We start from the raw sequence: 22,401 nt of genomic DNA on the forward strand, positions 1-22,401 counted from the left end.
AACTCGTTGCTGAGTGATGGGAGAACCGGCCCTGTTCTGGTTGGCGCCTGGGCGGGGCCGGTCTGCAATCGCTTGTTCTGTTCGGGCGTCGCGCGACGCCGCGCTCATGAGGCTTCGCCGGCAACCTCGGCGGCCGTGACGACCCGCCCGGTACTGATCGCAGCCTCAGCCAGCTGATCGGGCAGCCGGGCCGGAATGAAGAGACGCCGGCCAATGCGAACAGCCGGAAACTCTCCGTTCGCGATCGCGCGGTAGAGCGTCATCTCCGAGAGACCCATCACCGCAGCCATTTCCGCGACGTTGAGCCAGTCCCGCTTGCCCTCAGTGGACTCCTGCATTTTCCGTTCTCCCCTCTGATAACTCTAGTCTTGTCTAGACTAGACTAGATAACTAGATCACACAACGAATCGGCGGCAGGCATGACTAGCTGACCTAGCGCGGACTACCGTGCAGCTATGAAGCTGGACGACTCCTCAACAAGCGCGCCCTACATCCAGGTCGCGGATGCGATTCGAGCGGCAACTTCGACTGGCGAGCTCAACGTGGGCGACCGGCTCCCGTCCGGCCCAAAGCTCGCCAAGCAGCTCGGAGTGTCGACGATGACGGTGCGCCGCGCGATCGAACTGCTCCAGCGCGAAGGTCTACTGCGGAGCACCCAAGGAGTTGGCGTCTTCGTGTCGACGTCCGGTCCAGCGCAGGCTGGCGATGAGTTGGCCGACCTTCGGAAGTCCGTCGGCGACCTGGAACGCCGGTTGGCTGCAGTCGAGCAACTCCTGCAGTCGGACGAGGCCACCCGAACCTGACCGGTTCGAGTCGCCATTCGTAGCCCAATGCGTTCATGTGAACCAGTGAATACTGGAGGTGGCCCGGTCAACATGCCGCGACGATGCAACGACAGTGCCACGACAGTGCAATCACGCTGGCCGGACCTTGTGGAGGACCCAGACGATGGACGTAGTTGACCTGTGGACAGGCCGACGAGCGTCGGCGCTCCGAACATCCCTGCGCATGAGCAACGAGACCTTCGCCGGCCACCTCGGAGCCGGAGTCCGCACCGTCGCGAACTGGGAGGCGTCTCCGGACATGGTGCTCTCGCCGGGCATGCAAGAGGTACTCGATGCAGCTCTGAAAGACGCGGACGAAGGCGTCCAACGTCGGTTCGGCATGCTGCTGGCTGCTCAAGAGGGATCGGCCCCGGCCGCGCCGGGCGAGACCACGTCCCGGCAGCCCGAGCCCCGATCGCGGCTGGCGCCTGAGGCTGCGGTCGAAGCGAGCCAGGCAGACTGGCGCGACGTACGGCAGTACCTAATCGAAAGCGGGATTGGCCTAGCCGCACGAACCGCCGACCTGTACGAACCGTCCCTCCGCGTCGAGCATGTGCCTGCGATCAGCACAGCCGATTGGCTTCCAAACGGACCGGTGCCGCTTGAGATGCTCGCCTTGCAGTGGGACAGGAATCCGAGCAAGCCGCGTGTTACGGGCCTTGAGGCAGAGGCTCGAGGCACATTGCCTCTCCGCGCACCAGGTCACGCTTTCGGCCGCTACACCGCCGCCATCCGGTACCTGCGTAAACCTGCGCTCTTCGAGAATCGTCACAGCTACCGCCTCACAGGCATCGAATGGACCAGCGACGGCGGCCGGATGACATTCGGACTCGCAACCTTCTTTGACAAGCTGGACGTCTCCGAGCCACTTGGCCACGAGGCCGCGGCCGCGGAGATGGCCGGCCACCTCGACTGGGCACATCTGCCGTTCAGAGGCCTGCTGTCAGACCCGTTCGACCTGTCCGCCCGAGTCGTGAACCCGGGGGTCAGCACGCTCACGATCCGACGGAACACATCCGATGGCAGCGGAACCTTCTTCCTGCTCAGACGCGACCCAACAAAGGTCACGAACGGTCGGCACTACAGCCTGTTGCCCGCGGGTGAATTCCAGCCCGCCAGCATCTCGCCAGAGAGCGTCGAGACCGACCTCGATATCTGGCGCAACATGGTCCGCGAGTACGCCGAGGAGATGCTCGGGCAGCCAGAACACGACGGCAGCGGTGGAATCCCCGTCGATTACGAAGTCTGGCCGTTCTTCCGAGACATGACCCGCGCCCGCGAGGCCGGCACGGTGCGGCCGTATGCCCTCGGGGTCATCCTCGACGCGCTCAGCCTGAACTCGTCCATCGCCACAACGACAGTAATCGATGACACGGTCTTCGACGACCTGTTCCGCGACCTGGTGGCCACAAACCCCGAAGGCGAGGTCGTACTGTCGCTGGACAACAACAAGTCGATCCGAGGACTACCTTTCAACGCGGAAACGGTGGAGCGTCTAACCACACGCGAGCCGCTGGGGCAAACCAGCGCCGCATGCCTGACACTCGCGTGGCGTCATCGCGCGCGACTGCTTGGCGCGGACTAGCCACCTCGTCGCTGGCCCCGCTGCCTGAGTCCACGGACTGCAACCGATTCGTTGGGCTCGGAGCAACGGAGCATGCAGGCAGGCGACCTAGTAAGTCGCGGGATGCTGGTAGGCAACGGCAGGCCTTCTGATCCGTAGGACCCTGCACCATCAAGTAGTGCGCATGTCCTCCGCTGGGCTCATGGGCCAGCCGGGGCGTCCACGGTCAGACTGTGCGCGCCCGTTGGGGTACGACTGGGGTACAGAACATCGGCTTGGGAATCACTCCGCCCATCCGCGTTGACCCACGACCACGCCTGGCTCAGCCGACCCCGCTCCGGGCCTGGACTACCGCCACCCGGCCCCCGTAGTGGCACGCCGATGGCACACGGCTGGGATTGTTGGCCGCGCTCGCGGATCTATAACGGCCGGGCGGGTACCCCTTGCAAGACTGCCGCTATTCGGGCACTGTGCGTTAGTTAAGGGGATCACAGTATGTGATGGGGGGATGGTCAGTCATGACCATGAAACAAGGCGTGCGCACAGCTCGGGAGGCGCACCCGTTGGTTGAGGCAGTAACACACGCTCGCGGCACGCCATATGCGCTGCTTATCGTAGGAACCGTCGCAACGACGGTGACGGGATTTCCCGACTCCTGGATATGGCGAGGCGCAGCGTTGGCGGTGGGCGTTCTCGCTCTGACCGCCAGGGAGGTGGTCGGGACAGCGCGTGCGCGGGCAACGGAACGGCAACTCATGTCAGCACGTGAGGCAGCGATCCAGGCAAAAACGAATCTCACAGTCATGCTGCAAGACGCTTTTGAGCCCATAGCCGAGGTCCTCGGAAGGATCGCAGCCTGTCGAACGAAGGCCGATCGCGACAAGCTGACTCCGGTACTGGTGGAAAAAGTTGTCGGCGTTGCGGCCAGCATTTGCGGACCATCCAAAGCAGGTCAGACGCGCTCGTGCTACTTCAAGTGTGAAGACGGTCAGTTGAAGTTCCTCACCTATGACGGTCGTGGCGGCAAGCCACGCCACCAGAATTTACCTCCACAGGCCTACGACCTAGCTCAGAAGCGCAAGTCGGGCATTGAGCCTGATGTTCGAAGCTCGGCGGATCCAACGCTGTTCCTCGGTGCGTCCTACCGGACGTACATCAGTTGTCCTGTGTACGCAGGCGATGAGGTACTCGGACTACTGACGGTCGACGCTGTCGAACCACACACGCTGAGTAAGCAGGACCTTCGATCCACAGAGGTACTCGCGCACATGCTTGGCGCTGGACTCGCAACACGGAAGTTACCGCCAGCCGGAGCTTGATTTGCGCTCGATGACCGGTGACACTGCAGACAACCGAGGGGGGATGGGGATGTCGATCGCGAGCGGAGAAACCATGACCGCAGAGAGCGTCGAAGGTAGCTGGATCCAGCTTGATTCATCGCATGCCGACGAATGGATCGGCGGTGAGGTTTCATCGGAGGACTACTTCCGCGAGGCGTTCGCTGCGGCCCGAGCCGAGGCTCAGGCTGAGGTGGACGAGTACATCCACTCAGCCGACTAACCCGATCGCCAGGCCAACCCCGTCCTCCTGATAGCTGCCAACCGAGGGCAGGCTGCCGTGGGTCAATGCTCGAGCTTGCTCGATCCCGAAGGGACGCCGTAGGCGCCATTGACGCGCGGCGGCATGACCGGACAATTGGGCGACCAGGGGGGCGGGGCAAACCGCCGGGCGCAGCCGACAATCTCGACTCGGTTGCATGCACTGACAGGGACGGGCTCTTGGAAGCGATACGACGGCAATCAATGCGCGCGGGTGGAGGGCGTCGGCCGCAGGTCGTAAGCCCGGCCCGCGCTGCGCGCCGCTTGTGGCGCGCCTTGATACTCAAGAGGTCCATCCGGCAAATAGCCCTCCTGTAGTCGTGTCCTCCGTCGGGTGATGCGCGACACTCGTCGGCCAGGTCATGTGCGACAGTCTGAAGCGCGGATCGCGGCGTGACAGGAAGTTCCGTGGACGGCTCCGGGAGGCTGGAGCCTCGGGCAACGAACAAGCACGGACGCGATTCCTTGTCCGGCTTGGAACTCGTCAGATGCGCAGCAGGTAGCTGAGCCCGTTCTCATGCACGGTCGCCCTACCTTCTCGCCAATCGTTGAACCATTGGGCGCCGGGTACCACTGTTCCGGAGATAAGGCCGAGCCCAGCGATTGCGAGAACGATCGGAGTCAGCGGCGCGGCGAAGACGGTCAATACGGCCGCCCCGGCTCCGGTGGCCAGGCCGGCGGCGGACAGAATTCCCTGCTTGCGTTTGCGGTTGACCCAGTCGTCGCGTCGTTCGCGCGCAGTGTCGAGTTCGGCGGCGAGCTCGGGGATGGTGCGGCGGTCGAGTTCTCTGGCGAAGTCGTCGGTCCAGGGGTCAGTTTGGATGCGCCTCGCGAGCGCTGCGAGGTGTGTCCGTACGTGATTGAGCTCGTCTGTGTGGTCTTGGCGATACTCCAGAACCGCGTCAACTGGCAGATCAGGGCTGAGCGCTGGCAGATTGAGGTCCGTATCAGGCAGCGCGGCTGTCGCCAACAGATCTGTTCGCAGCCCGCGGTTCCGGACCCGGTCCTCAAGGACTTGTCGCACGAGCGGATTCTTCGCGGTTCTGCCTAGCTTGTGGGCGAGGATCATAGCGTGGAAGGGGTCATCGGCTATCGGTGTCGCTTGGGACAAGAGGAGCCCACCGAATAGGGCATGGTTCACCATGATCGCCTCGCCGAGGGCCAGCGGTACGTCGATGTACCGGTAGTTGAGGACGTCACCAGCCGAGTCGTACCGAATCTCGGGGTAGACATGGCCCTTGCGGACGAAGTCGCGATAGTCGGCCAACTGCCGACGCTCCTGCGCCGAGGCGGAAGCGTCTTCGTTCCCGGAGAGGTAGGACTGCCCCTCACGGTGTTCGATGTAGTCGTCGATCCGTCGAGCCATTTCGGCTGCCAAGGTTGGCGCCAGCTCGCCAAGCAGGGAGCGCAGGTGCCCGTCGACCAAGAGACTGTCGGGAACCTTGGCCAGGGCAAGCGACCATATGTGCTTGCCAACTCGCTGGGCATGCTCCCCGCAGAGACGTATGAACTCCGGATCGCGGATGTCCTCGCGAATCGCGTCTGCGAGCTCTGGTCCGTAGTGCTCCAGCACCTTTGCGGGGTTGAGTCGCTCAAGGAGCCCATGCCGCTCAAGCAGCAAAACTTCGTCGAGCGCAAGCGGGTTCGGCCCAACTCGGTCCCAACTCGCGTCGCGGGGATCCAGCAAGATGAGCTTGTCGAAGTACAAAGCTGCGGTCTTCAGGAGGGGCAACTGCGCGTCGAACATGGTCGCATACGGGTAGTACAAGAGCCGGTTCTCCGTCATGGCGTCCCCCTTGCAACTCAGCAGAACCACTGCGTGACCCTACAAATGAGGATGCAACGAACTGCCTTGTACTTCCATAGCTGTCATCGGGCCGCTTCCTGGCATGATCGGGCCGCGATCCAGAACCGCTGCAATTCGGCATGTGCGTGCGTTGGCCGGCGTCCCGGGTGGCCGCCAGACTTTTAGCCTGTCGCACATCACCTGGCGGACTTGTGTCGCCGATCAGTTGTCGGATCACAGCCCTCCTGTAGTCGCGCGCTAATTGCTTGTCGGGCGAGCCTTCGCTGTCTCATCTGTTGGGCCCTGCCCCTGAGTGGATTCCGTTTTGCCGTACCGGTCCGGCTGGAGTGGCAGCACGCGGGTTCCGTCCCGATTCCTAGCAACTGTGAACGACCTTCGCTCCCGCCTGGTCGCCCGACGAGCCACCCAGCCCGACAGGAGATCATGCGTGTTGGCCAGGTTCGCCACCAGTGCCTGGCGTCGTTCGTCGGACCAGTCTCCTGCGCGTACCGCTTGGACATCACCAGCCAGTGCCACTAGGAACGGGCGCAACCGCTTCTCAACGAACTCGGGGTCGACGACTTCGATCTCGGCCAGCCCGAGTCCCATCATTCGGATCACTCGAAGACGAGCCACGTCAAGAGAAAGTGCGTCGCGCTGCTTTATGGCATGGCCGATCTCAATGCTGAGGTCACCGATAGCAGCGTCGAGCTCCCTTGCTGCCGTCCGAGCGCTCAGCTCGTTCTCAAGAGCGCGTTCGTGGCGCTTGGTGCCTAGCAGGATCAGCCACGCAGTCGCCGCGGCGAGGATCGCTCCAACGCCAGTGCTCACAAGGCCCTGCAGCAGGTTGTCCCAGCCGCCCCACAACTCCAGTGACTGCATGCAGGCCATGATCGCAGGCAACCGGTCTTCACACGTGCCCTTGGCCGATGCGCCAGCTCACGGCGAGAGCGCCACATACGTGGTGAGAATCGCATCGCCGCCAGGGCGCCGGACGATCAACTCGAAGTCGTCGATCTCGTGAGGCTGGGAGCCATGGCGCTTGACAGCGCCGAGCAGCAAGCGATGGAGCGATTCCGTGTCGCTCGGATCGGCCTGCGTCTGCAGGCTGGCTACGGTGGCACCAAGCCTGCGGACTTCCAGCTTGATTGCTTCAGGGCCAGCGGTCATCGGAGCAGACGGACTCTCCTGCGTCGATTCGGCGGCGACAGCTGCCGCATCTGCTGGCCGGGGCGCAACGAACGTCGGCCTGCCCGGCGCGACCCGGACCAGTCCCCAGTCGCTCAGCAGTTGCACGGCGCGCTGCGCTGTTGAAGGCGATACGCCTGTCTCGCGGCCAATCTTTTTGACCGACGGTATCGGCAACCCCACTGCTAGCGTGCCAGCGTAGATACGATCGCGCAGCTCGATCGCCAGCTTCTCGAACCGGTGCTTCGGATCGAACTCCACTTTCGGGGGAAGGTCTGCAACGAGTGGTCGAGCTGGCATCCGTGGTGTCACGGTGCCGGCGGCCCGCTGGTCCGCCTCCGATACCCAGGCCGAGTAATGACGACCCGTCGTGGCGCCACCACCACCGTGGCCGTGGCGGCCCGCGACCGTGCGAATGTCGACGCCCGCTGTCAGCAGCTCGGTTGCGTTGTACGTACGGAGCTTGTGGATTGAGGTGTCGATGCCGAGTCGAGCCACCAGCCTGCTGTACCGCTGAGTGACCGAATCGGGCTTGAGGTGGGTCTGCCCTAGCGGGTCGCGGGAGAACATGAATGCGTCGCGAGAGAGCGTGGCCCCGAGTCCACGTGCCCGCTGTTCGCAGCGGTCTCGATGCTCAGAGAGCACCGCAATGCTCTCGGGATCGAGGACGATTCGTCGGTCGTCCTCGTTCTTGGTGTCCTTCTCCCATGTCTCCTTGCCGTACTGGCCGATCGCTCGCTGGACATGGATCACACCTCTACTGAGGTCGACGTGGCGCCAGCGGATGCCGCAGAGCTCGCCGCGGCGGTTGCCGGCCACCATGGTTAGCCAGATCAGTGCGCCCCAGTCGGGGTCCTTCCAGGCTTCATTGACGATTGCCGCAGCGTCCTCGACGGATGGTGGCCGTGGCCTCGGCTTTGGGGGTGACGGCGGCTCGGCAAAGTCGATCGGATTGATGGTCACCCACTTCAAGCGGACCGCGCGGCGAAATGCTCCGCTGAGGATCTGGTGAATGTAGAGGATGCTCGATTCGCTGAGTGGCTCGCATACGTGTGGCTTGCAGCGCTCGTCGCAGTCGTGCGCTCGATTGGTCCGGTGATCGGTTCGGGGCTTGCGGTCACAGTGATCCCGGCACCGCCGTAACTCGGAGTAGAACGAGTCCATCACGTGAGCGTCGACCGCGCGCACCTTCTCCCGCCCGATGGCGGGGATGATGTGTTTGTCGGCTTGGTTGCCGTAGTTCTTCTTCGTCTTGAACCCGAGTTTGGCGTCGGCGAGGTGGCGCTCGAGGAGCTGCTCGACGGTCGCATCCGTCCTGGGGTGGCGCCGTTCGTAGACCTCAAGGCGGAAGCGAGCAAGGACAGTCTTAGCCTCCTTTTCGGCGTTCGGTCCGGCCGGTACCGTCTCACGGAGGTACACCCGGTCCTTGGTGATCGGGTCCCGGCCGGCGTAAACGCTGACCCGTAGCGAGCCGGACGGCAACGTCTCGATACCGCCAAGTTGACGCTTCGGCTTCGCCTTGTCCTTGGCCACGGATCGCAGCTTACGGTCGCCTCGCACCACGACCGGCACCACGGACGGCGAAAAGACGAAACCCCCACCGTCAGGAAGTGCCTTCTGACCTGGGGGTTTGGGTGGAGCCGCCTGTCGGAATCGAACCGACGACCTTCTCATTACGAGTGAGACGCTCTGCCGACTGAGCTAAGGCGGCGGGTGCCGAGGCAAGAGTGTAGCGGGAGGGTGGGGGAGATTCCGAATCGGATACGTGAGGGGGCGGGGTGAGGGGATGGGGGTAGCGAGTGGGTGACTGGGTGTAGCAGGGGGAGGTGGGCCGGAACGCGAGGGGTAGGCGGCGCGTCGGAGGGGTGCGGAATTGCAGTGGGAACAAAGGGTTTGGGAAATGCGTTGACTTCTTTGATGGGTGTGCGTGAGACTAATGCCCGCAAGGAACTACAAGACTTCGAGGAGATGACCGTGACCAGGACGTGGAACGCGATGGAGGCGTGGCGGGGAGCCATTGCCTTGTCGGTGTGTCCGCGACCGGTGCGCGACAGCCGATCCGTCTTTTATCACCAGCTCGGCGCCGAGCTGAGCCCCAGTCCGGGCGGCCCACCTGGGTGATCTCCAGCGGGAGATCGTCCCAGGGAGCCGTCTGAGCCGGGTGTCCGGCATCAGGCGGCTCTTTTCTTTTGCCTCGTCGGTGCGCAATGGTTGCCGGCCGGATTCCAAACCCGGGGCGCGAGGGTTCGATTCCTTCCACCGATGCTTTTGTGCGGTATTCACGAATACCGACCCGAACAATTGACAACTGGACATTCATCGCATTTTCCGCCGGGCCGCCGAGGCCGGGCGGACCTTCCCTGCGGCGCCGCCCGTGCGCCGGGGAAGACGCCCGGGCACGTCCCGGGCACCGTCCCCGGGCCGACCCCGGGGACGTCACCAGCTGTGGGCCAGTGGCTAGGCCGCCTCATTTGGGTTGAGGACGACGGGGGTTCGAGTCCCTCCAGCTGGACCAGGCGCCCGCAGGATGCTCAGCTACCGGCCGAGCGGGCGCCACGAACGTGCCCTGCGCCGGAAATCCGCACCACATCCGGCGCAGGGCACCGGACGCCCGTGGCTCAACGGGAGAGAGCACCGGTCTACGAAGCCGGGGAGTGCAGGTTCGAGTCCTGCCGGGCGTGCTGTGTCCGAAGCAGAAGCGGTCGATGCACCGGGACGTGACCCCGGAGGAAGCGGGTTCGAGCCCCGCCGGACACCCCACACGAAGAGCAACAGACCGTCGTACCAGCAGATCTGCGGCCCTCGCCCAATTGGTAGAGGCAGCTGGCTTAGGACCAGAAGGTTCGGGGTTCGAGTCCCCGGGGCCGCACCACACGACCACACCGAGATCAGCCGACCTGGCGGCGCGCTGTCGGGCACACTGGATGGGAGGAGGAACCACATGAGCGGTGTGATCGTTCTCAACGCCTCGTACGAGCAGCTGCACGTCGTGTCGATTCCGCACGCCATCCGGATGCTCGTCCGGGAGGTCGCCGTCGTCGAGGAAGCGCACGACGGCGCGAGCATCGGACCGTTCCCGCTCCCCCGCGTGCTGCGCCTGGTGCGGTACGTCGTGACCAAGTGGCGCTACGCCGCCGGACGCCTGCAGTACACGCGGGCCGGCGTACTGAAGCGCGACAAGCACACCTGTGCGTACTGCGGCCGGCCCGGCGCGACCACCATGGACCATGTGGTGCCGCGGTCACGTGGTGGACGTGGCGAGTGGCTGAACGCCGTCGCCGCGCACGCGTCCTGCAACGAGAAGAAGGGCTCACGCACGCCCGAGGAGGCCGGCATGCCACTGCTGTGGCAGCCGTGGATCCCCTCGCGTGCGGAGATAGCGCTCTGACGCGACACCACCGAGGTGTCGCGCCGGAGCGCGATGCCAGGTGGGCGACGGTGACCCACCCTCGGTTCTGACCCGAGGTCCCGCAGGTTCGAGCCCTGCCCTGGCAGCGGTACGCCGGCCACCCGGCGTCCGGGGATCGCGTCGGCACGCGAGCGACCCTTGCACGGTCGTCTCACCGGGTTCGACACCCGGGATCTCCACGCTCGGTCCAACCGGTACTCCTCGCCCACTCGTAGATGGGCCAAGCACGCGCGGCTCGGCGCTGGAGCAGCCATGGCAGGATCGGCGGCAGCACCCGACGGAGGTTGGTGCGCCCACGGATCGCAAGAATCGTGGTTGGCTTCCAGTTCTCCTTCCGGGCAGCCTGGCGGTACAGATCACCACCGGTCAGATCGTGAACTCGCTCGACGACGTCAGCGTCCGTGGATTCCAAGTTGATCCGGCCACCGTGACGCCTCGTCAAGGTGAAACAACCTTCGCCCTCGAAGACACCGGCGACCCAGGCTGCGGCCGGACCGGTCAACTCCGTTGGAGACGACCAGGTATCGGGCCAGGAAACCTGAGCGAGTGTCTTGCAGGACTCCATCTGTTTTCGCCGTCGCTGACCCATCAGTGGCCACAACAGCCTCGCGAGCGGCAAGAGGTGTTCTCGTCGCTTCACCTGCCACCCATAAGCCTGCTTGTGATGTGGCTGCCTGCTGGCTACGGGCCGGATCAGGCCGACACCGGTGATCCGCTCAAGCCGCTGCAGAACGTCGAGATCGGTCATGACTACTCGAAGCACGGAGGTGGATCCAGAGTTGGTGAAGGTGCCCTCACCTTCTATCAGTCCTGCGATCCAAGCCAAGGCTGACATCGACATCTCTTTGACGGGTGGTTGCGGGCCGCCGTTCGCACAGGAGCGGCAGCGCACGGCTGTGCGAGACATGCGTTCACCGCACTCGGGACACGACGGATGACCCAGTACTCGATCCCGACACGGCCAGCACTTCCAGCGCGATTCGTTGGTGACGAACACCTTGCCGCACGACCGGCAGGTTCGCGACTCCGGTGCTGGAAGGCGTGGGCTCATGGCCAACAACTACCGAGAGCCACCGACAGTTTGCAGAAGGATCAGAGATCACCAGACCTGGCGGAATAAGCCGAGTTTCGGCCTAACGGCAGCCGTTTCGAAAACGGTCAGCCCTTCAGCGGGCGTGCAGGTTCGAGACCTGCTTCCGCCGCATGCACACGATCGAGGAGAGTGGGGAGATGGACGGGTTTCCGGTTGAGCTCAGTGGGGCCAAGAGCTCCACGCTCATGTGGGCGCGGGAGCACGAGGTGGGTGCGCAGGCGCTGCAGCAGCTGCGGAACATTGCGGCGCTGCCGTGGGTGCACGGTGTCCGGGTGATGCCGGACGTCCACCTCGGCAAGGGCGCGACGGTCGGTTCGGTGATCGCGATGAAGCAGGCGGTGTCGCCGGCCGCGGTCGGGGTCGACATCGGGTGCGGCATGGAAGGCGTCCTCACCTCGCTGACGGCCGCGGACCTGCCGGACGACCTGTCGGCGATCCGGTCCCGGATCGAGGCCGCCGTGCCGGTCGGGTTCCGGGCGCACGAGGACCCGGTCAGCGTGCGCAAGCTCGGGCTGGACCGTGGTTGGGACCGGTTCTGGGGTTCGTTCTCGAGCCTGCACGACGGGGTGCAGGACCGGGAGAAGAAGGCGCACCAGCAGATGGGGTCGCTGGGCGGCGGCAACCACTTCATCGAGGTCTGCCTCGACGACGAGGACCGCGTCTGGCTGATGCTGCACTCGGGCAGCCGGAACATCGGCAAGGAGCTCGCCGAGCGGCACATGCGGATCGCCCGCACGCTGCCGCACAACGCGGACCTGCCGGACCGTGACCTGGCGGTGTTCCTGTCCGGTACGCCGGAGATGGACGCGTACCGCCGGGACCTGACCTGGGCGCAGGAGTACGCGTCCCGGAACCGCGCAGTCATGCTTGCGCTGGTGATGCAGGCGGTCCGGGACTCGTTCCCGTACGACGTCCGGTTCGAGCAGCCGATCTCGTGCCACCACAACTACGTGGCCGAGGAGCACATCGACGGGCTCGACCTGCTGGTCACCCGCAAGGGCGCGATCCGGGCGGGTCGCGGTGACCTCGGGCTGATCCCCGGCTCGATGGGGACCGGGTCGTACGTCGTTCGCGGTCTCGGGTCGGAGCGGTCGTTCTACTCGGCCTCGCACGGGGCAGGCCGGCGGATGAGCCGCAACGAGGCGAAGCGCCGGTACACGGTCGACGACCTGATCGCCCAGACGACCGGCGTCGAGTCCCGCAAGGACGCCGGCGTGATCGACGAGATCCCGGCGGCGTACAAGGACATCGAGTCGGTGATCGCGGCTCAGTCCGACCTGGTCGAGGTCGTCGCCCACCTCAAGCAGGTCATCTGCGTCAAGGGTTGAGAGTGGTCCTGCCGTGGTCAGGGGACACGGCAGGACCGTGCTGGTGAGGTCCGCCTGCAGGCAGGGGCAGCGGTTTGCTAAACCGTCGGCCGGGTTCGCCCTGGTCCGCGAGTTCGAATCTCGCCCTCACCGCGTACGTACGCAGTTGTTCGCAGTCGCCGGTGTCCGTGAGTTGGGTAGTTCTTCGGAAGCGGTCGGGCGGAGCCCGAACCTAGCCTGAAGAACGTGATGCCAGAACGCGCACGACTGCTGCGCGATCTGCCGGTCAATGAACGGCGGATCGACGTCGGCGGCGTGTCCACAGTCCTCCTGGAGGGTGGGCATGGGTCGCCGCTGGTGTTGCTGCACGGGGGTATCGAGTGCGGTGGCGTCTACTGGGCGCCGGTGCTGGCCCGGCTTGCGGACGAGCATCAGGTTGTCGTGCCCGACGTACCAGGGCTTGGGGAGTCTGATCCGGTTGACCGGCTGGACGACGAGACGTTCGGTCGCTGGATGACCGAGCTGCTGCGGCTGACCTGCGACGAGCCGCCGATCCTGATCACGCACTCATTGCTCGGGACGATGGCTGCCCGGTTCGCGGCGAAGCACGGCGAACTGCTGCGCCAACTGGTGATCTACGCGGCTCCCGGAGTCGGCCGGTATCGGATGCCGATCGGGCTTCGGGTGACGGCGATCAGGTTCGCCGTGCGGCCGACCGAGGACAACATGGTGCGGTTCGAGCGCTGGGCGTTCGCGGACCTTGATCAGGTACGGCGGAAGTCGCCGGACTGGATGGACGCGTTCACCACCTACACACGGAGTCGTGCCGTGGTGCCGCACGTCCAGCGAACGATGCGGCAGCTGATCCGCACTTGCACCAAACAGGTCCGCGAGCCGATCGACGTACCGACGTCGCTGCTGTGGGGCGCACAGGACCGGTTCGTTCCATTGCCCCTTGCGCTCGAAGCGAGCCAACGGTTGAACTGGCCGTTGCGGGTGATCGACGATGCCGGGCACGTCCCGCACATCGAGCAGCCGGAGGCGTTTCTCGAGGAGGTCGCACGGACGCGAAGCTAACCAACGTCCCGATTCCCGAGGCCAGTCTGGCCGGGATCGCGGTCGGGTTCGCGTTGGAACAGGTGCGACCGTGGCGGCTGCGCAAACGCCGTACCGGATGGGCGGCGCTCGCCGCAGGTAGCCTGGTGATCGCCGGCTCGGTGCGGGCGGCGACTACGGACCTGGCAAAGCCTGAAGCGCTTGTCACCAAAGGCCCGTACGCGATCAGCCGGAACCCGATGTACGTCGGCTGGATCCTGCTGCAGCTGGGGGTCGGTCTGATCACCCGGTCCGGATGGGTGGTGGCGACCATGCCACTCGTCGGCGCGGCGATCCACCGGGAGGTTGTCGGTGAGGAACGCGGGCTGACCACGAAGTTCGGGGACGAGTACCGCGAGTACCGCGCGAACGTCCGCCGCTATCTGTAGGAGCGCCACCGTGGGAGAGGTGGGGCGGGCTGTAAACCCGTTGCCCTTGGGCTGAGCAGGTTCGAATCCTGTCTCCTGCACGAGGCAAAGATGCCTTCAGCAACTATCAATGTGACAAGAGAGGAGGACCGGCCATGGCCGACCTCAGGAAGCGGGTTCCGGGTGGTAGGACCGGTGCTCCGGTCAAACAGGGTCACGCGATGCGCCGGGTGCGGCTCGCCTGCGGGCACGTCCAGCGCGACCGGATCGCCCACCGTGGCGATCACGTGTGGTGCGAAGCCGACTGTTCCGACTGGATGCGCGTCGTCTCGGTCGACGAGTGACCACCCGTCGGGTACGCACCAGCAAGTGCGTACCCGACAAACCCTCTGGTGACGGATGCACGCCCGGCCCTCCGAAGGCCGGGTCCCTGGTTCGACTCCAGGCAGGGGGACTCCAAAACCTCAGAAGCGTTCCAGGACCTTCCCCGGATTGAGCAGGTTGCCGGGGTCGAAGGCCTGCTTGATCCGGCGTTGCAGGTCGAGGCCGGCCGGGCCGAGCTCCTGCTCGAGCCAGCGGGTCTTCAACGTGCCGATGCCGTGTTCGCCAGTGATCGTGCCACCCAGCGCCAACCCGAGGTCCATCACCGCGCCGAACGCCTCCAGGGCCCGCGCCTCGGCGGCCGGATCGTGGCGGTCGAAGATCACGGTGGGGTGCATGTTTCCGTCCCCAACGTGCCCTGGGCAACAGATCAGTACGTCGTACTTCGTGCCGATCTCGGCGATACCGCGCAGCAACGCGACCAGCTTCGACCGCGGTACGGCGACATCGTCGACCAACGTGACACCCAACGGCTCCAAGGCGGCGTTGACCAGCCGCCGAGCCTCGAGCAGCATCCGTGATTCCTCGGCGTCGGACGCCTCCGCGACCTCGACGGCCCCGTGCTCGGAACAGATCGCGGCGATCCGAGCGACGTCCTCGGCCGCCCGCGGACCGCGATCCGACTGGGCGATCAGCAGCGACCCGACATCGGCCGGCAGCCCCATGTCCCGGTAGTCCTGGATCGCCCGCGCGGTCGGCCCGTCCAGGAACTCCAGCAGTGACGGCCGCAGCCCGGACGCCATCACCGCGGCAGCAGCAGCGATCCCGTCCTCGATGGACAGGAACGTCGCCGCCGCGGTCAACGCGGCCTCGGGCGCAGGACGCAGCGCCAGCGTCGCCTCCGTGACGACACCGAGCGTCCCCTCGGATCCCACGATCAACCGCGTCAGGTCGTACCCGGCGACGCCCTTCGCCGACCGGCGGCCGGTGCGGACGACCTCACCCGACGCCAGCACCACCTCCAGTCCACGCACGAAGTCCGACGTCACGCCGTACTTCACACAGCACAACCCACCGGCGTTGGTGGCGATGTTGCCACCCACCGTGGACATTTCCCACGACGACGGATCCGGCGGGTAGAACAATCCCTGTTCCAGCACCGCGCGGGACAACTCGGCGTTGACCACACCGGGCTGGACGACGGCGACCTGGTCCTCGACCGAGACCTCGAGCACGCGGTTCATACGCGAGGTCGACAGCAGCAAGCACCCGTCGATGGCATTCGCCGCCCCCGACAGCCCGGTCCGCGTTCCCTGCGCGACCACCGGCACGCCGAACTCGCCGGCGGCCTTCAGCACCTCCGAAACCTCGGCCGTCGACGACGGCCGCACCAGCACCCGCGGTACGCCGGCCGTGCAGAAGGTCGCGTGATCGTTGCGATGAGCGTCCAGTACGTCGGGATCGTCCAGCACACCCTTGTCACCCAGCACCGACCGGAGCCGGGTGACAAGCGGATCGGAAGAACTCATCCCTCATCCTGTTCGGCCAATAGGCGCAGGATCAACTCGGCCCGGCGGACCCGTTCGCGGCCGAGGGCCTCGGCGGTTCCGGAGAGGTGCGCGCCGACCGGGTAGATGTTCGGCGCGTTCCGCAGCCCCATCTTCAGGTACACCGGCGCCGCGACCCGGACGATCTCCGGTACGTCGTAGAACCGCACGTGTCCGCCCTGGTCGTCCGGGACCTCGATGTACATGTCGATCGGCACCGACGTCACCGAGCGGATCTCGGCCAGCACCGGGACCGGCAGGTCGGTCGACACGTTCAGGCTGGTCGCGCCGAGGCGCTCGTACAGCCGGGCCGTCGGCGCGTTCGGCAGCGGCATCAGCACCGACGTCTTCAGCACCAGGTCCGACGGCAGCGAGCCGTCGACCTTCAACTCACCGAGGATCTCGAGTACGCCGATGTCGCCGACCAGCAGGCTGCGCACTCCGAGCTCGACCGCACGGAACGCGTCACACAGCGACGCCGCGACCATCTCGTTGCCCCGGGCAACACCACCGACGGTGGCGGACACCTTGGCCTGGCCGCCGATGTCCCAGGCGCCGCGCGGGCCGAGGAACAGGCAGACCTCGACGCCGGCCGACGCGCCAAGTGAGAGCATCTCCTCGATCTCGGCGTCGGTCAGCATCATCACGCCGCTGCCCTGCGACACCCGGTCGATCGTCACACCACGGGTCTTGGCCTCCTCCAGCACGGCCGCCATCACCCGCGGCCCTTCACAGGAAGGGATCTCGATCTTGTGCGGCGATCCGTCCGGGAACGTCGCCGCGGACGTGTCGCCCGGGCGGAAGCCGCGGTCGGCCAGTAGCGCGTGTGCCTCGCGAAGGTTCATGCGTCACTCCAGGGTCCGAGCCGGCCGGCCGACGTCAGGTCCCGGGCCGTCCCGGTGATCTCCAGGTCGAAGCGGTCACCTGCCTCGGTCAGCAGAGCCGGCGTCACCATCAACTCGTTCGGGGAAAGGGTGTCCTTGATCCGGGCCAGCCGGAGCTCGGACCAGTCCCGCCGCCCACACATCGTGGCGGCGGCCAGGACGGCGGCCTCGTCGTCCTCCATCACCATCGGCAGCCGGGACCGGCGGGCTCCGCCGGCGCCGGAGGTCAACGCGTTCACGTAGCTGACCCGGAGGTCGATCTGCTCCAGGATCCGCGCCGGGATCACGTCGGCCAGGCCGAGGCCGGACGCGTTCCCGTGCGAGGCCCCGGACAGCGAGTGCACCGTGATCGCCGCGATCGACGGCGACTCGAACTCGGGGATCCCGTGCACCCAGCACCGGCCGATCACGTTCGTGTCCATGCCGGCGCCGGACTTGTCCTTGCCGAGCTCGTCCACCACCAGGACGTCGAGCTCGTCGAACGGCAACCGCCCGAGCAGGCTGCCAGCCCTTTGCAGCAAGGCGTTCTCGGCCGGTCCGGCAATGCCATCGGCCTCGACGAACTCGACCGCGGCGGTGCGTTCCAGCGCGTTCTCGAGGATGCCGAGACCGCCGAGGATCTTGCCTTGGGCAATGACGATCCGGGCGGCGGCCTCGATCGCGCCGCCGAGCGAGGGGATCCCGCCGGCGTGCAGGGACGCCGCGCCGGCGTGGTTGCCGAGGCCGATCGCCAGGATCTTGGCCAGCCCGCTCTCGATCGGGCCCCGGAAGTCCGTATGCGGCTTGATCCGGTTCACCAGCAGTACGCCGTCCGCCTTCGCCGCCAGCGCGTCGTGGTGTACCGGCGTACCGTCCTCGAGCGTGCCGACGACGACGGTCTCCATGGTCGCCTCGACCGGGCAACCGACCGACTCCTTGGTGATGCCCAGCCCGGCCAGCATCTCGAGCTGACCGGAGGCGGTCGCACCGCCGTGTGAGCCCATTGCCGGTACGACGAACGGCTCGGCACCGACCGCGGTCAGCCAGTCGACAGCCGCCTTCACCACGGGCACCAGGTCGTGGATCCCGCGGCTGCCGGCGGTCACCGCGATCCGAGCGCCCGGTCGGATCTGGGCACGCAACGGCTCCAAGGCGTTGAAGGCGTCGGTGTACGGATCAGCCGAGGCGGGGAGGTCCGGGAGCAGCCGCCGTACCGGCGTGACCTGCGGGATCACACCGGTCGGCCGAAGCCCCCGGATGGCATCAAACGGGCCCCAGGAGGACATCAGTGGCTCTGCCTCGCTACGGACGAGCCGGTGCGGCCGACCAGGAAGTCCAGGTCGCAGCCCTGGTTCGCCTGCGTGACGTGGTCGACGTACAGCCGAGCCCACCCGCGATCCGACGGCGGCGCCGGCGGCTGCCAGTCGGCCCGCCGCTTCTCCAGCTCCTCCTCCGGTACGTCGAGGTGCAGCCGCCGAGCCGGTACGTCGAGCTCGATCCAGTCACCCGTCCGCACCAGCGCCAGCGGACCACCCACGGCCGCTTCCGGCGTGACGTGCAGTACGACGGTGCCGTACGCCGTACCGCTCATCCGCGCGTCCGAGATCCGCACCATGTCGTCGATGCCCACCTCGGCCAGCTTGCGCGGGATCGTCATGTTGCCGACCTCCGGCATGCCCGGGTAGCCGCGCGGTCCCGCGTTCTGGAGCACCAGCACGGTGTCCTCGTCGACATCCAGATCCGGGTCGTCGACGGCCTTGTCGTACTCCTCGATGCTGGAGAACACCAGCGCCTTGCCACGGTGCTGCGACAGCCGCTCGGACGCCGCGGACTGCTTGATGACGGCGCCGTCCGGGGCCAGATTGCCCTTCAGTACGGCGGTTCCCGCGCCGGACCCGAGCGGGTCGCCGACCGGCCGGATCACCGCATAGGTCTGGTCCGCCGTGCCACCCGGGATGACCGCTTCGATCCGCTCGGCGTTCGCGATGTTCTCGCCGATGGACTTGCCGGTCACGGTGATCGCGTCGGTCTTGAGCAGCGGCTCGATCTCCTTCAGCACCGCAGGCAGCCCGCCGGCGTAGTAGAAGTCCTCCATCAGGTACTTGCCCGACGGCTGCAGGTCCACCAGCCACGGCACCCCACGGGCCCACTCGTCGATGTCGTCCAGCGTGATGTCGACGCCGACCCGGCCCGCGATCGCCAGCAGGTGGATGACGAAGTTGGTCGAGCCACCGATCGCGGCGTTCGCGCGGACCGCGTTCGCGAAGGCGTCCCGGGTCAGGATGTCGCTGAGCTTGAGGTCCTCCTTCACCATCTCGACGATCCGCTGACCGGACTTCTGGGCGATCACGTAGCGGCGGGAGTCGACCGCGGGAATCGCTGCGCCACCGGTCAACTGCAGGCCGAGCGACTCGGCCATGCAGGCCATCGTCGACGCCGTACCCATCGTCATGCAGTGACCGTTGCTACGCGACTGACCCGCCTCGGCCGCGGCGAAGTCCTCGGGCGACATCCGGCCGGCGTTGAGGTCCTGGGTGAACCGCCAGACCGCCGTACCGGAGCCGATGTCGCAGCCGCGGAACTTGCCGTTCAGCATCGGGCCGCCGGTCACCACCAGGGTCGGCAGGTCGACACTTGCGGCGCCCATGATCGAGCCCGGCGTGGTCTTGTCGCAGCCGGTCAGCAGCACCGCGCCGTCGAGCGGGTTGCCGCGCAGCGACTCCTCGACGTCCATGCTGAGCAGGTTGCGGAACAGCATCGCGGTCGGCCGGAGCAGGGTCTCGCCGAGCGACATCACCGGGAACTCGAGCGGGAACCCGCCGGCCTGCCAGACGCCGCGCTTCACGGCGTCGGCGACCCGGCGCAGGTGCGCGTTGCACGGGGTGAGCTCGGACCAGGTGTTGCAGATGCCGATCACCGGGCGGCCGTCGAACGCCTCCTCGGAGAAGCCCTGCGAACGCATCCAGGACCGGTGGATGAAGCCGTTGCGGCCCTCCTCGCCGAACCAGTGATCGAAGCTGCGCCGTCCGGTTTGCTGCGGATGCCCTTCACCGGGCAGGACCTGACCCTCACCGGGGTCGTTGGTCGGGGGAAGATCGGTCATCGAGACACCTCACCTGTTGTCACAGTCCCGTTCACCCGGCGGCTGATCCCGGCCGGGTTCGAGTCCTTCAGTACGGCGGGCAGCACCGTGTCGGGCGCGTCCTGGTAAGCCACCGGGCGCTGGAAGCGGCGGGCCGCGGTCACCCCGACACTGGTGTGGATCGAGCCGACGGTCGACGGGAACGGGCCGCCGTGGTGCTGTGCCCAGGACACCGCGACTCCGGTCGGCCAGCCGTTCCAGAGCACCCGCCCGGCCCTTGCCGTCAGCAACGGAAGCAGCTCACCGGCCAGCTCGGTGTCCGACGACTCGGCGTGCAGCGTCGCGGTCAGGTTGCCCTCGAAGGCCTCGACGGCGGCCTTGAGCTCGTCCAGGCCGTCGTACTCGACGACGATCGAGACCGGGCCGAAGCACTCCTCGAGGATCTCGTCGCGGCGGGCCAGCAGCTCGGCGACGGTCGTCTGCAGCAGCGTCGCGCCACCGGACGCCCAGACCCGGACACCCTCGACCTTCTGCAGCCGGTCCAGGCCGGAGGCGAAGCCGTCCTTGATCCGGTCGTTCAGCATCGGCGCCTCGGCCACTCCGCCGGCCGCCTCGGTCAACTGGTCCTGCAGGCCGTGGCCGGACGGCAGGAAGAGCAGCCCCGGCTTGGTGCAGAACTGACCGACGCCGAGCGTGAAGGAGCCGACGTACCCGGTCGCAATGTCCTTGCCGCGGGCATCGACCGCGGCCTGGGTCACGAAGACCGGGTTCAGGCTGCCGAGCTCGCCGTAGAACGGGATCGGCTCGGGCCGGGTGACCGCGATCTCGTGCAGCGCCTTGCCGGCCGGGACCGAACCGGTGAACCCGGCCGCGGTGATCCGTGGGTCCTTCAGCGCGGTGACGCCGACGTCGAAGCCCTGGATCAGGCCGAAGGCGCCCGCCGGAGCGCCGGCGACCCGCAGCGCCTCGATCATCACCTCGGCCGTCTTCGCGGACAGATCCGGGTGGCCGGGGTGTGCTTTAACGATCACCGGGCAACCAGCAGCCAGCGCGGACGCGGTGTCGCCGCCGCAGACGCTGAACGCGAACGGGAAGTTGCTGGCGGCGAACACCAGCACCGGGCCGAGCGGCACCAGCACGTGGCGCAGGTCGGGACGCGGCACCGGCTTCGCGTTCGCGTCGGCGGTGTCGATGATCACTTCCAGCAGCGAGCCCTCTTCGAGCACGTCCGCGAACATCCGCAGCTGGCCGGTGCTGCGCGCGACCTCGCCGCGCAGCCGCGGCTCGGGCAGCGACGACTCCCGCATCGCGATCGGCACCAGCTCGTCCGCGGCCGCGTCCAGCGCGTCCGCCACCGCGCGGATCCACCCGGCCCGGACGGCGGGCTCCGAGGCGCCGAGCGCCGGTGCGGCGGCCGCCACGTCGGTCAGGGCTTGCTCGAGCTCGGCGGGCGTGGTGTCCGGAATCATCGCTTCTCCTCCAGGTTCTCGGTTGCCAGGAACGCGAACGGGTCCCGGCCTACTGCCACCGTATTCGTCAGCGTTCCGACCTCGGCGATGGTGATCGTGATCACGTCACCCTCGGCGAGCGCGAAGTCGAGCTCAGGCACGATGCCGGTGCCGGTCGCCAGGATCACGCCGTCCGGGAAGTCGTTGGGCAGGAACAGCGCGTCGATCAGGTCCTGGAGGTTCCGGACCAGCTTCGCGGTGGACGTCGTACCCACGAACACCTCGTCGCCGGCGCGCTCGATGACCAGGTCGATGGTGAGGTCCTTCGGGTCCGCCACCTCCCAGGCGGGCCGGATCCCGGCGGCCAGCGCGCACCCGCCGGCGAACAGCTTGGCCTGCGGCACGTAGAGCGGGTTCACGCCCTCGATCGAGCGTGAGCTCATGTCGTTGCAGACGGTGAAGCCGACGATCTCGCCGTGGCTGTTCGCGACCACGGCGAGCTCCGGCTCCGGTACGTCGTGACCGGAGTCGGACCGGATACCGACCGGCTCGCCGTCCACGACGACCCGCCAGGCCGGCGCCTTCTGGAACAGCTCGGGGCGGTCGGCGGTGTAGACCTTGTCGTACACGGACTGCTCGGTGCTCTCCTCCATCCGGGCGCCGCGCGACCGCTCGTAGGTGACACCCGCGCACCAGACCTCACCGCGGCTGTCGAGCGGCGGCAGGAACCTCAGGCCGGCGGCCGGGACCTCCTGGCCGACCTTGGCGACCGCGGTCTGCAGCTCGTCGAGCCGGAGCCGCAGCAGCTCCGCGAAGCTGTTCACGCCCTCCAGCGGAGCCACGGTGTCGCCGGTGCGCACACCGACGACGGGCCGGCCGTCGTTGGACTGGTAACGGACCAGGTGCAT

The 22,401-nt window shown here is 66.8% G+C and carries 21 protein-coding genes and 10 tRNA genes; 19 read left to right on the plus strand and 12 right to left on the minus strand.

Annotation, left to right across the window (positions count from 1 at the left end; all coding sequences use genetic code 11):
• Positions 1 to 104: 104 nt before the first annotated feature.
• Positions 105 to 338 carry a helix-turn-helix domain-containing protein gene (locus ACIBL3_RS00265; protein ID WP_396350973.1) on the minus strand — a complete coding sequence of 78 codons (234 nt, stop codon included), beginning with the start codon at positions 336 to 338 and terminating at the stop codon, positions 105 to 107.
• A gap of 117 nt (positions 339 to 455) precedes the next feature.
• On the opposite strand from ACIBL3_RS00265, the gene ACIBL3_RS00270 reads away from it, so the two are divergent.
• The 4 genes from ACIBL3_RS00270 (at position 456) to ACIBL3_RS00285 (ending at position 3,948) form a co-directional block, all read left to right on the plus strand.
• Positions 456 to 803 (plus strand): GntR family transcriptional regulator, encoded by a 348-nt coding sequence (locus ACIBL3_RS00270; RefSeq protein ID WP_396350974.1) that lies wholly within the window; start codon positions 456 to 458, stop codon positions 801 to 803.
• Between the two features lie 205 nt (positions 804 to 1,008).
• A complete protein-coding gene (locus ACIBL3_RS00275) occupies positions 1,009 to 2,409 on the plus strand; it encodes a hypothetical protein (RefSeq protein ID WP_396350975.1) in 1,401 nt (466 codons plus the stop codon).
• Between the two features lie 497 nt (positions 2,410 to 2,906).
• Positions 2,907 to 3,707: a GAF domain-containing protein gene (locus ACIBL3_RS00280; protein WP_396350976.1), complete on the plus strand. Its 801-nt coding sequence runs from the start codon at positions 2,907 to 2,909 to the stop codon at positions 3,705 to 3,707.
• 73 nt (positions 3,708 to 3,780) lie between these two features.
• Positions 3,781 to 3,948 (plus strand): hypothetical protein, encoded by a 168-nt coding sequence (locus ACIBL3_RS00285; RefSeq protein WP_396350977.1) that lies wholly within the window; start codon positions 3,781 to 3,783, stop codon positions 3,946 to 3,948.
• Between the two features lie 522 nt (positions 3,949 to 4,470).
• Here the strand turns inward: ACIBL3_RS00285 and ACIBL3_RS00290 are convergent.
• The 4 genes from ACIBL3_RS00290 to ACIBL3_RS00305 form a co-directional block, all read right to left on the minus strand.
• Entirely contained in the window at positions 4,471 to 5,772 is a 1,302-nt protein-coding gene (locus ACIBL3_RS00290) for a hypothetical protein (RefSeq protein WP_396350978.1), read from the minus strand.
• Between the two features lie 258 nt (positions 5,773 to 6,030).
• Complete coding sequence (locus ACIBL3_RS00295; RefSeq protein WP_396350979.1) at positions 6,031 to 6,654, minus strand: hypothetical protein; 624 nt, start codon at positions 6,652 to 6,654, stop codon at positions 6,031 to 6,033.
• Between the two features lie 57 nt (positions 6,655 to 6,711).
• Complete coding sequence (locus ACIBL3_RS00300; RefSeq protein WP_396350980.1) at positions 6,712 to 8,493, minus strand: tyrosine-type recombinase/integrase; 1,782 nt, start codon at positions 8,491 to 8,493, stop codon at positions 6,712 to 6,714.
• Positions 8,494 to 8,595: 102 nt separating this feature from the next.
• Positions 8,596 to 8,671, minus strand: a tRNA-Thr gene (locus ACIBL3_RS00305).
• A gap of 485 nt (positions 8,672 to 9,156) precedes the next feature.
• On the opposite strand from ACIBL3_RS00305, the gene ACIBL3_RS00310 reads away from it, so the two are divergent.
• The 7 genes from ACIBL3_RS00310 to ACIBL3_RS00340 all read left to right on the plus strand — a co-directional run bounded on the left by ACIBL3_RS00310 (position 9,157) and on the right by ACIBL3_RS00340 (position 10,455).
• Positions 9,157 to 9,225: transfer RNA gene (locus ACIBL3_RS00310), tRNA-OTHER, on the plus strand.
• Between the two features lie 174 nt (positions 9,226 to 9,399).
• Positions 9,400 to 9,475: transfer RNA gene (locus ACIBL3_RS00315), tRNA-Pro, on the plus strand.
• A gap of 92 nt (positions 9,476 to 9,567) precedes the next feature.
• Positions 9,568 to 9,641, plus strand: a tRNA-Arg gene (locus ACIBL3_RS00320).
• Between the two features lie 2 nt (positions 9,642 to 9,643).
• Positions 9,644 to 9,720 (plus strand) — tRNA-His (locus ACIBL3_RS00325).
• A 35-nt stretch (positions 9,721 to 9,755) separates the two neighbouring features.
• Positions 9,756 to 9,832 (plus strand) — tRNA-Leu (locus ACIBL3_RS00330).
• A 69-nt stretch (positions 9,833 to 9,901) separates the two neighbouring features.
• Positions 9,902 to 10,348 (plus strand): HNH endonuclease, encoded by a 447-nt coding sequence (locus ACIBL3_RS00335; RefSeq protein WP_396350981.1) that lies wholly within the window; start codon positions 9,902 to 9,904, stop codon positions 10,346 to 10,348.
• 34 nt (positions 10,349 to 10,382) lie between these two features.
• Positions 10,383 to 10,455, plus strand: a tRNA-Gln gene (locus ACIBL3_RS00340).
• A 65-nt stretch (positions 10,456 to 10,520) separates the two neighbouring features.
• On the opposite strand, the gene ACIBL3_RS00345 is transcribed toward ACIBL3_RS00340, so the two are convergent.
• Positions 10,521 to 10,811, minus strand: a complete 291-nt coding sequence (locus ACIBL3_RS00345; protein ID WP_396352286.1) for a hypothetical protein — start codon at positions 10,809 to 10,811, stop codon at positions 10,521 to 10,523.
• Between ACIBL3_RS00345 and ACIBL3_RS00350 the strand changes: the two genes are divergently transcribed.
• The 8 genes from ACIBL3_RS00350 to ACIBL3_RS00385 all read left to right on the plus strand — a co-directional run bounded on the left by ACIBL3_RS00350 (position 10,743) and on the right by ACIBL3_RS00385 (position 14,576).
• Complete coding sequence (locus ACIBL3_RS00350; protein WP_396352317.1) at positions 10,743 to 11,201, plus strand: hypothetical protein; 459 nt, start codon at positions 10,743 to 10,745, stop codon at positions 11,199 to 11,201. The two genes, ACIBL3_RS00345 and ACIBL3_RS00350, sit on opposite strands and share 69 nt — an antisense overlap.
• Before the next feature lie 278 nt (positions 11,202 to 11,479).
• Positions 11,480 to 11,571: transfer RNA gene (locus tag ACIBL3_RS00355), tRNA-Ser, on the plus strand.
• 28 nt (positions 11,572 to 11,599) lie between these two features.
• Positions 11,600 to 12,790 carry an RtcB family protein gene (locus ACIBL3_RS00360; protein WP_396350982.1) on the plus strand — a complete coding sequence of 397 codons (1,191 nt, stop codon included), beginning with the start codon at positions 11,600 to 11,602 and terminating at the stop codon, positions 12,788 to 12,790.
• Between the two features lie 42 nt (positions 12,791 to 12,832).
• A tRNA-Ser gene (locus ACIBL3_RS00365) sits at positions 12,833 to 12,922 on the plus strand.
• Between the two features lie 96 nt (positions 12,923 to 13,018).
• Positions 13,019 to 13,846 carry an alpha/beta fold hydrolase gene (locus ACIBL3_RS00370; RefSeq protein ID WP_396352287.1) on the plus strand — a complete coding sequence of 276 codons (828 nt, stop codon included), beginning with the start codon at positions 13,019 to 13,021 and terminating at the stop codon, positions 13,844 to 13,846.
• Positions 13,847 to 13,908: 62 nt separating this feature from the next.
• A complete protein-coding gene (locus tag ACIBL3_RS00375; protein ID WP_396352288.1) occupies positions 13,909 to 14,253 on the plus strand; it encodes a methyltransferase family protein in 345 nt (114 codons plus the stop codon).
• Positions 14,250 to 14,333: transfer RNA gene (locus tag ACIBL3_RS00380), tRNA-Tyr, on the plus strand. Before ACIBL3_RS00375 ends, ACIBL3_RS00380 begins: the two co-directional genes overlap by 4 nt.
• Before the next feature lie 54 nt (positions 14,334 to 14,387).
• The gene (locus tag ACIBL3_RS00385) at positions 14,388 to 14,576 is read left to right on the plus strand and encodes a hypothetical protein (protein WP_360518161.1); all 189 of its coding nucleotides are present in this window, start codon (positions 14,388 to 14,390) and stop codon (positions 14,574 to 14,576) included.
• Positions 14,577 to 14,696: 120 nt separating this feature from the next.
• Here the strand turns inward: ACIBL3_RS00385 and ACIBL3_RS00390 are convergent, their stop codons facing one another.
• The 6 genes from ACIBL3_RS00390 to ACIBL3_RS00415 are packed head-to-tail and all read right to left on the minus strand — an operon-like array spanning position 14,697 to position 22,401.
• Entirely contained in the window at positions 14,697 to 16,082 is a 1,386-nt protein-coding gene (locus tag ACIBL3_RS00390; RefSeq protein ID WP_396350983.1) for an FAD-binding oxidoreductase, read from the minus strand.
• Positions 16,079 to 16,945, minus strand: coding sequence for a U32 family peptidase (locus tag ACIBL3_RS00395; protein WP_396350984.1), 867 nt, complete (start codon positions 16,943 to 16,945; stop codon positions 16,079 to 16,081). Before ACIBL3_RS00395 ends, ACIBL3_RS00390 begins: the two co-directional genes overlap by 4 nt.
• Complete coding sequence (locus ACIBL3_RS00400) at positions 16,942 to 18,249, minus strand: DUF2088 domain-containing protein (protein ID WP_396350985.1); 1,308 nt, start codon at positions 18,247 to 18,249, stop codon at positions 16,942 to 16,944. Before ACIBL3_RS00400 ends, ACIBL3_RS00395 begins: the two co-directional genes overlap by 4 nt.
• Positions 18,249 to 20,066 (minus strand): IlvD/Edd family dehydratase, encoded by a 1,818-nt coding sequence (locus tag ACIBL3_RS00405; RefSeq protein WP_396350986.1) that lies wholly within the window; start codon positions 20,064 to 20,066, stop codon positions 18,249 to 18,251. The genes ACIBL3_RS00400 and ACIBL3_RS00405 overlap by 1 nt, the downstream gene beginning before the upstream one ends.
• Positions 20,063 to 21,514: an aldehyde dehydrogenase (NADP(+)) gene (locus ACIBL3_RS00410; protein WP_396350987.1), complete on the minus strand. Its 1,452-nt coding sequence runs from the start codon at positions 21,512 to 21,514 to the stop codon at positions 20,063 to 20,065. The genes ACIBL3_RS00405 and ACIBL3_RS00410 overlap by 4 nt, the downstream gene beginning before the upstream one ends.
• The gene (locus tag ACIBL3_RS00415; RefSeq protein ID WP_396350988.1) at positions 21,511 to 22,401 is read right to left on the minus strand and encodes a fumarylacetoacetate hydrolase family protein; all 891 of its coding nucleotides are present in this window, start codon (positions 22,399 to 22,401) and stop codon (positions 21,511 to 21,513) included. Before ACIBL3_RS00415 ends, ACIBL3_RS00410 begins: the two co-directional genes overlap by 4 nt.

Source organism: Kribbella sp. NPDC050124, from assembly GCF_044460355.1.
GTDB lineage: Bacteria > Actinomycetota > Actinomycetes > Propionibacteriales > Kribbellaceae > Kribbella.

Excerpts from the sequence above, each read along its gene's own strand:
- ACIBL3_RS00265 (WP_396350973.1), bottom strand. The coding sequence starts at position 338 with ATGCAGGAGTCCACTGAGGGCAAGCGGGACTGGCTCAACGTCGCGGAA.
- ACIBL3_RS00270 (WP_396350974.1), top strand. The coding sequence starts at position 456 with ATGAAGCTGGACGACTCCTCAACAAGCGCGCCCTACATCCAGGTCGCG.
- ACIBL3_RS00275 (WP_396350975.1), top strand. The coding sequence starts at position 1,009 with ATGAGCAACGAGACCTTCGCCGGCCACCTCGGAGCCGGAGTCCGCACC.
- ACIBL3_RS00280 (WP_396350976.1), top strand. The coding sequence starts at position 2,907 with ATGACCATGAAACAAGGCGTGCGCACAGCTCGGGAGGCGCACCCGTTG.
- ACIBL3_RS00285 (WP_396350977.1), top strand. The coding sequence starts at position 3,781 with ATGACCGCAGAGAGCGTCGAAGGTAGCTGGATCCAGCTTGATTCATCG.
- ACIBL3_RS00290 (WP_396350978.1), bottom strand. The coding sequence starts at position 5,772 with ATGACGGAGAACCGGCTCTTGTACTACCCGTATGCGACCATGTTCGAC.
- ACIBL3_RS00295 (WP_396350979.1), bottom strand. The coding sequence starts at position 6,654 with ATGCAGTCACTGGAGTTGTGGGGCGGCTGGGACAACCTGCTGCAGGGC.
- ACIBL3_RS00335 (WP_396350981.1), top strand. The coding sequence starts at position 9,902 with ATGAGCGGTGTGATCGTTCTCAACGCCTCGTACGAGCAGCTGCACGTC.
- ACIBL3_RS00360 (WP_396350982.1), top strand. The coding sequence starts at position 11,600 with ATGGACGGGTTTCCGGTTGAGCTCAGTGGGGCCAAGAGCTCCACGCTC.
- ACIBL3_RS00370 (WP_396352287.1), top strand. The coding sequence starts at position 13,019 with ATGCCAGAACGCGCACGACTGCTGCGCGATCTGCCGGTCAATGAACGG.
- ACIBL3_RS00385 (WP_360518161.1), top strand. The coding sequence starts at position 14,388 with ATGGCCGACCTCAGGAAGCGGGTTCCGGGTGGTAGGACCGGTGCTCCG.
- ACIBL3_RS00390 (WP_396350983.1), bottom strand. The coding sequence starts at position 16,082 with ATGAGTTCTTCCGATCCGCTTGTCACCCGGCTCCGGTCGGTGCTGGGT.
- ACIBL3_RS00395 (WP_396350984.1), bottom strand. The coding sequence starts at position 16,945 with ATGAACCTTCGCGAGGCACACGCGCTACTGGCCGACCGCGGCTTCCGC.
- ACIBL3_RS00400 (WP_396350985.1), bottom strand. The coding sequence starts at position 18,249 with ATGTCCTCCTGGGGCCCGTTTGATGCCATCCGGGGGCTTCGGCCGACC.
- ACIBL3_RS00405 (WP_396350986.1), bottom strand. The coding sequence starts at position 20,066 with ATGACCGATCTTCCCCCGACCAACGACCCCGGTGAGGGTCAGGTCCTG.
- ACIBL3_RS00410 (WP_396350987.1), bottom strand. The coding sequence starts at position 21,514 with ATGATTCCGGACACCACGCCCGCCGAGCTCGAGCAAGCCCTGACCGAC.
- ACIBL3_RS00415 (WP_396350988.1), bottom strand. The coding sequence starts at position 22,401 with ATGCACCTGGTCCGTTACCAGTCCAACGACGGCCGGCCCGTCGTCGGT.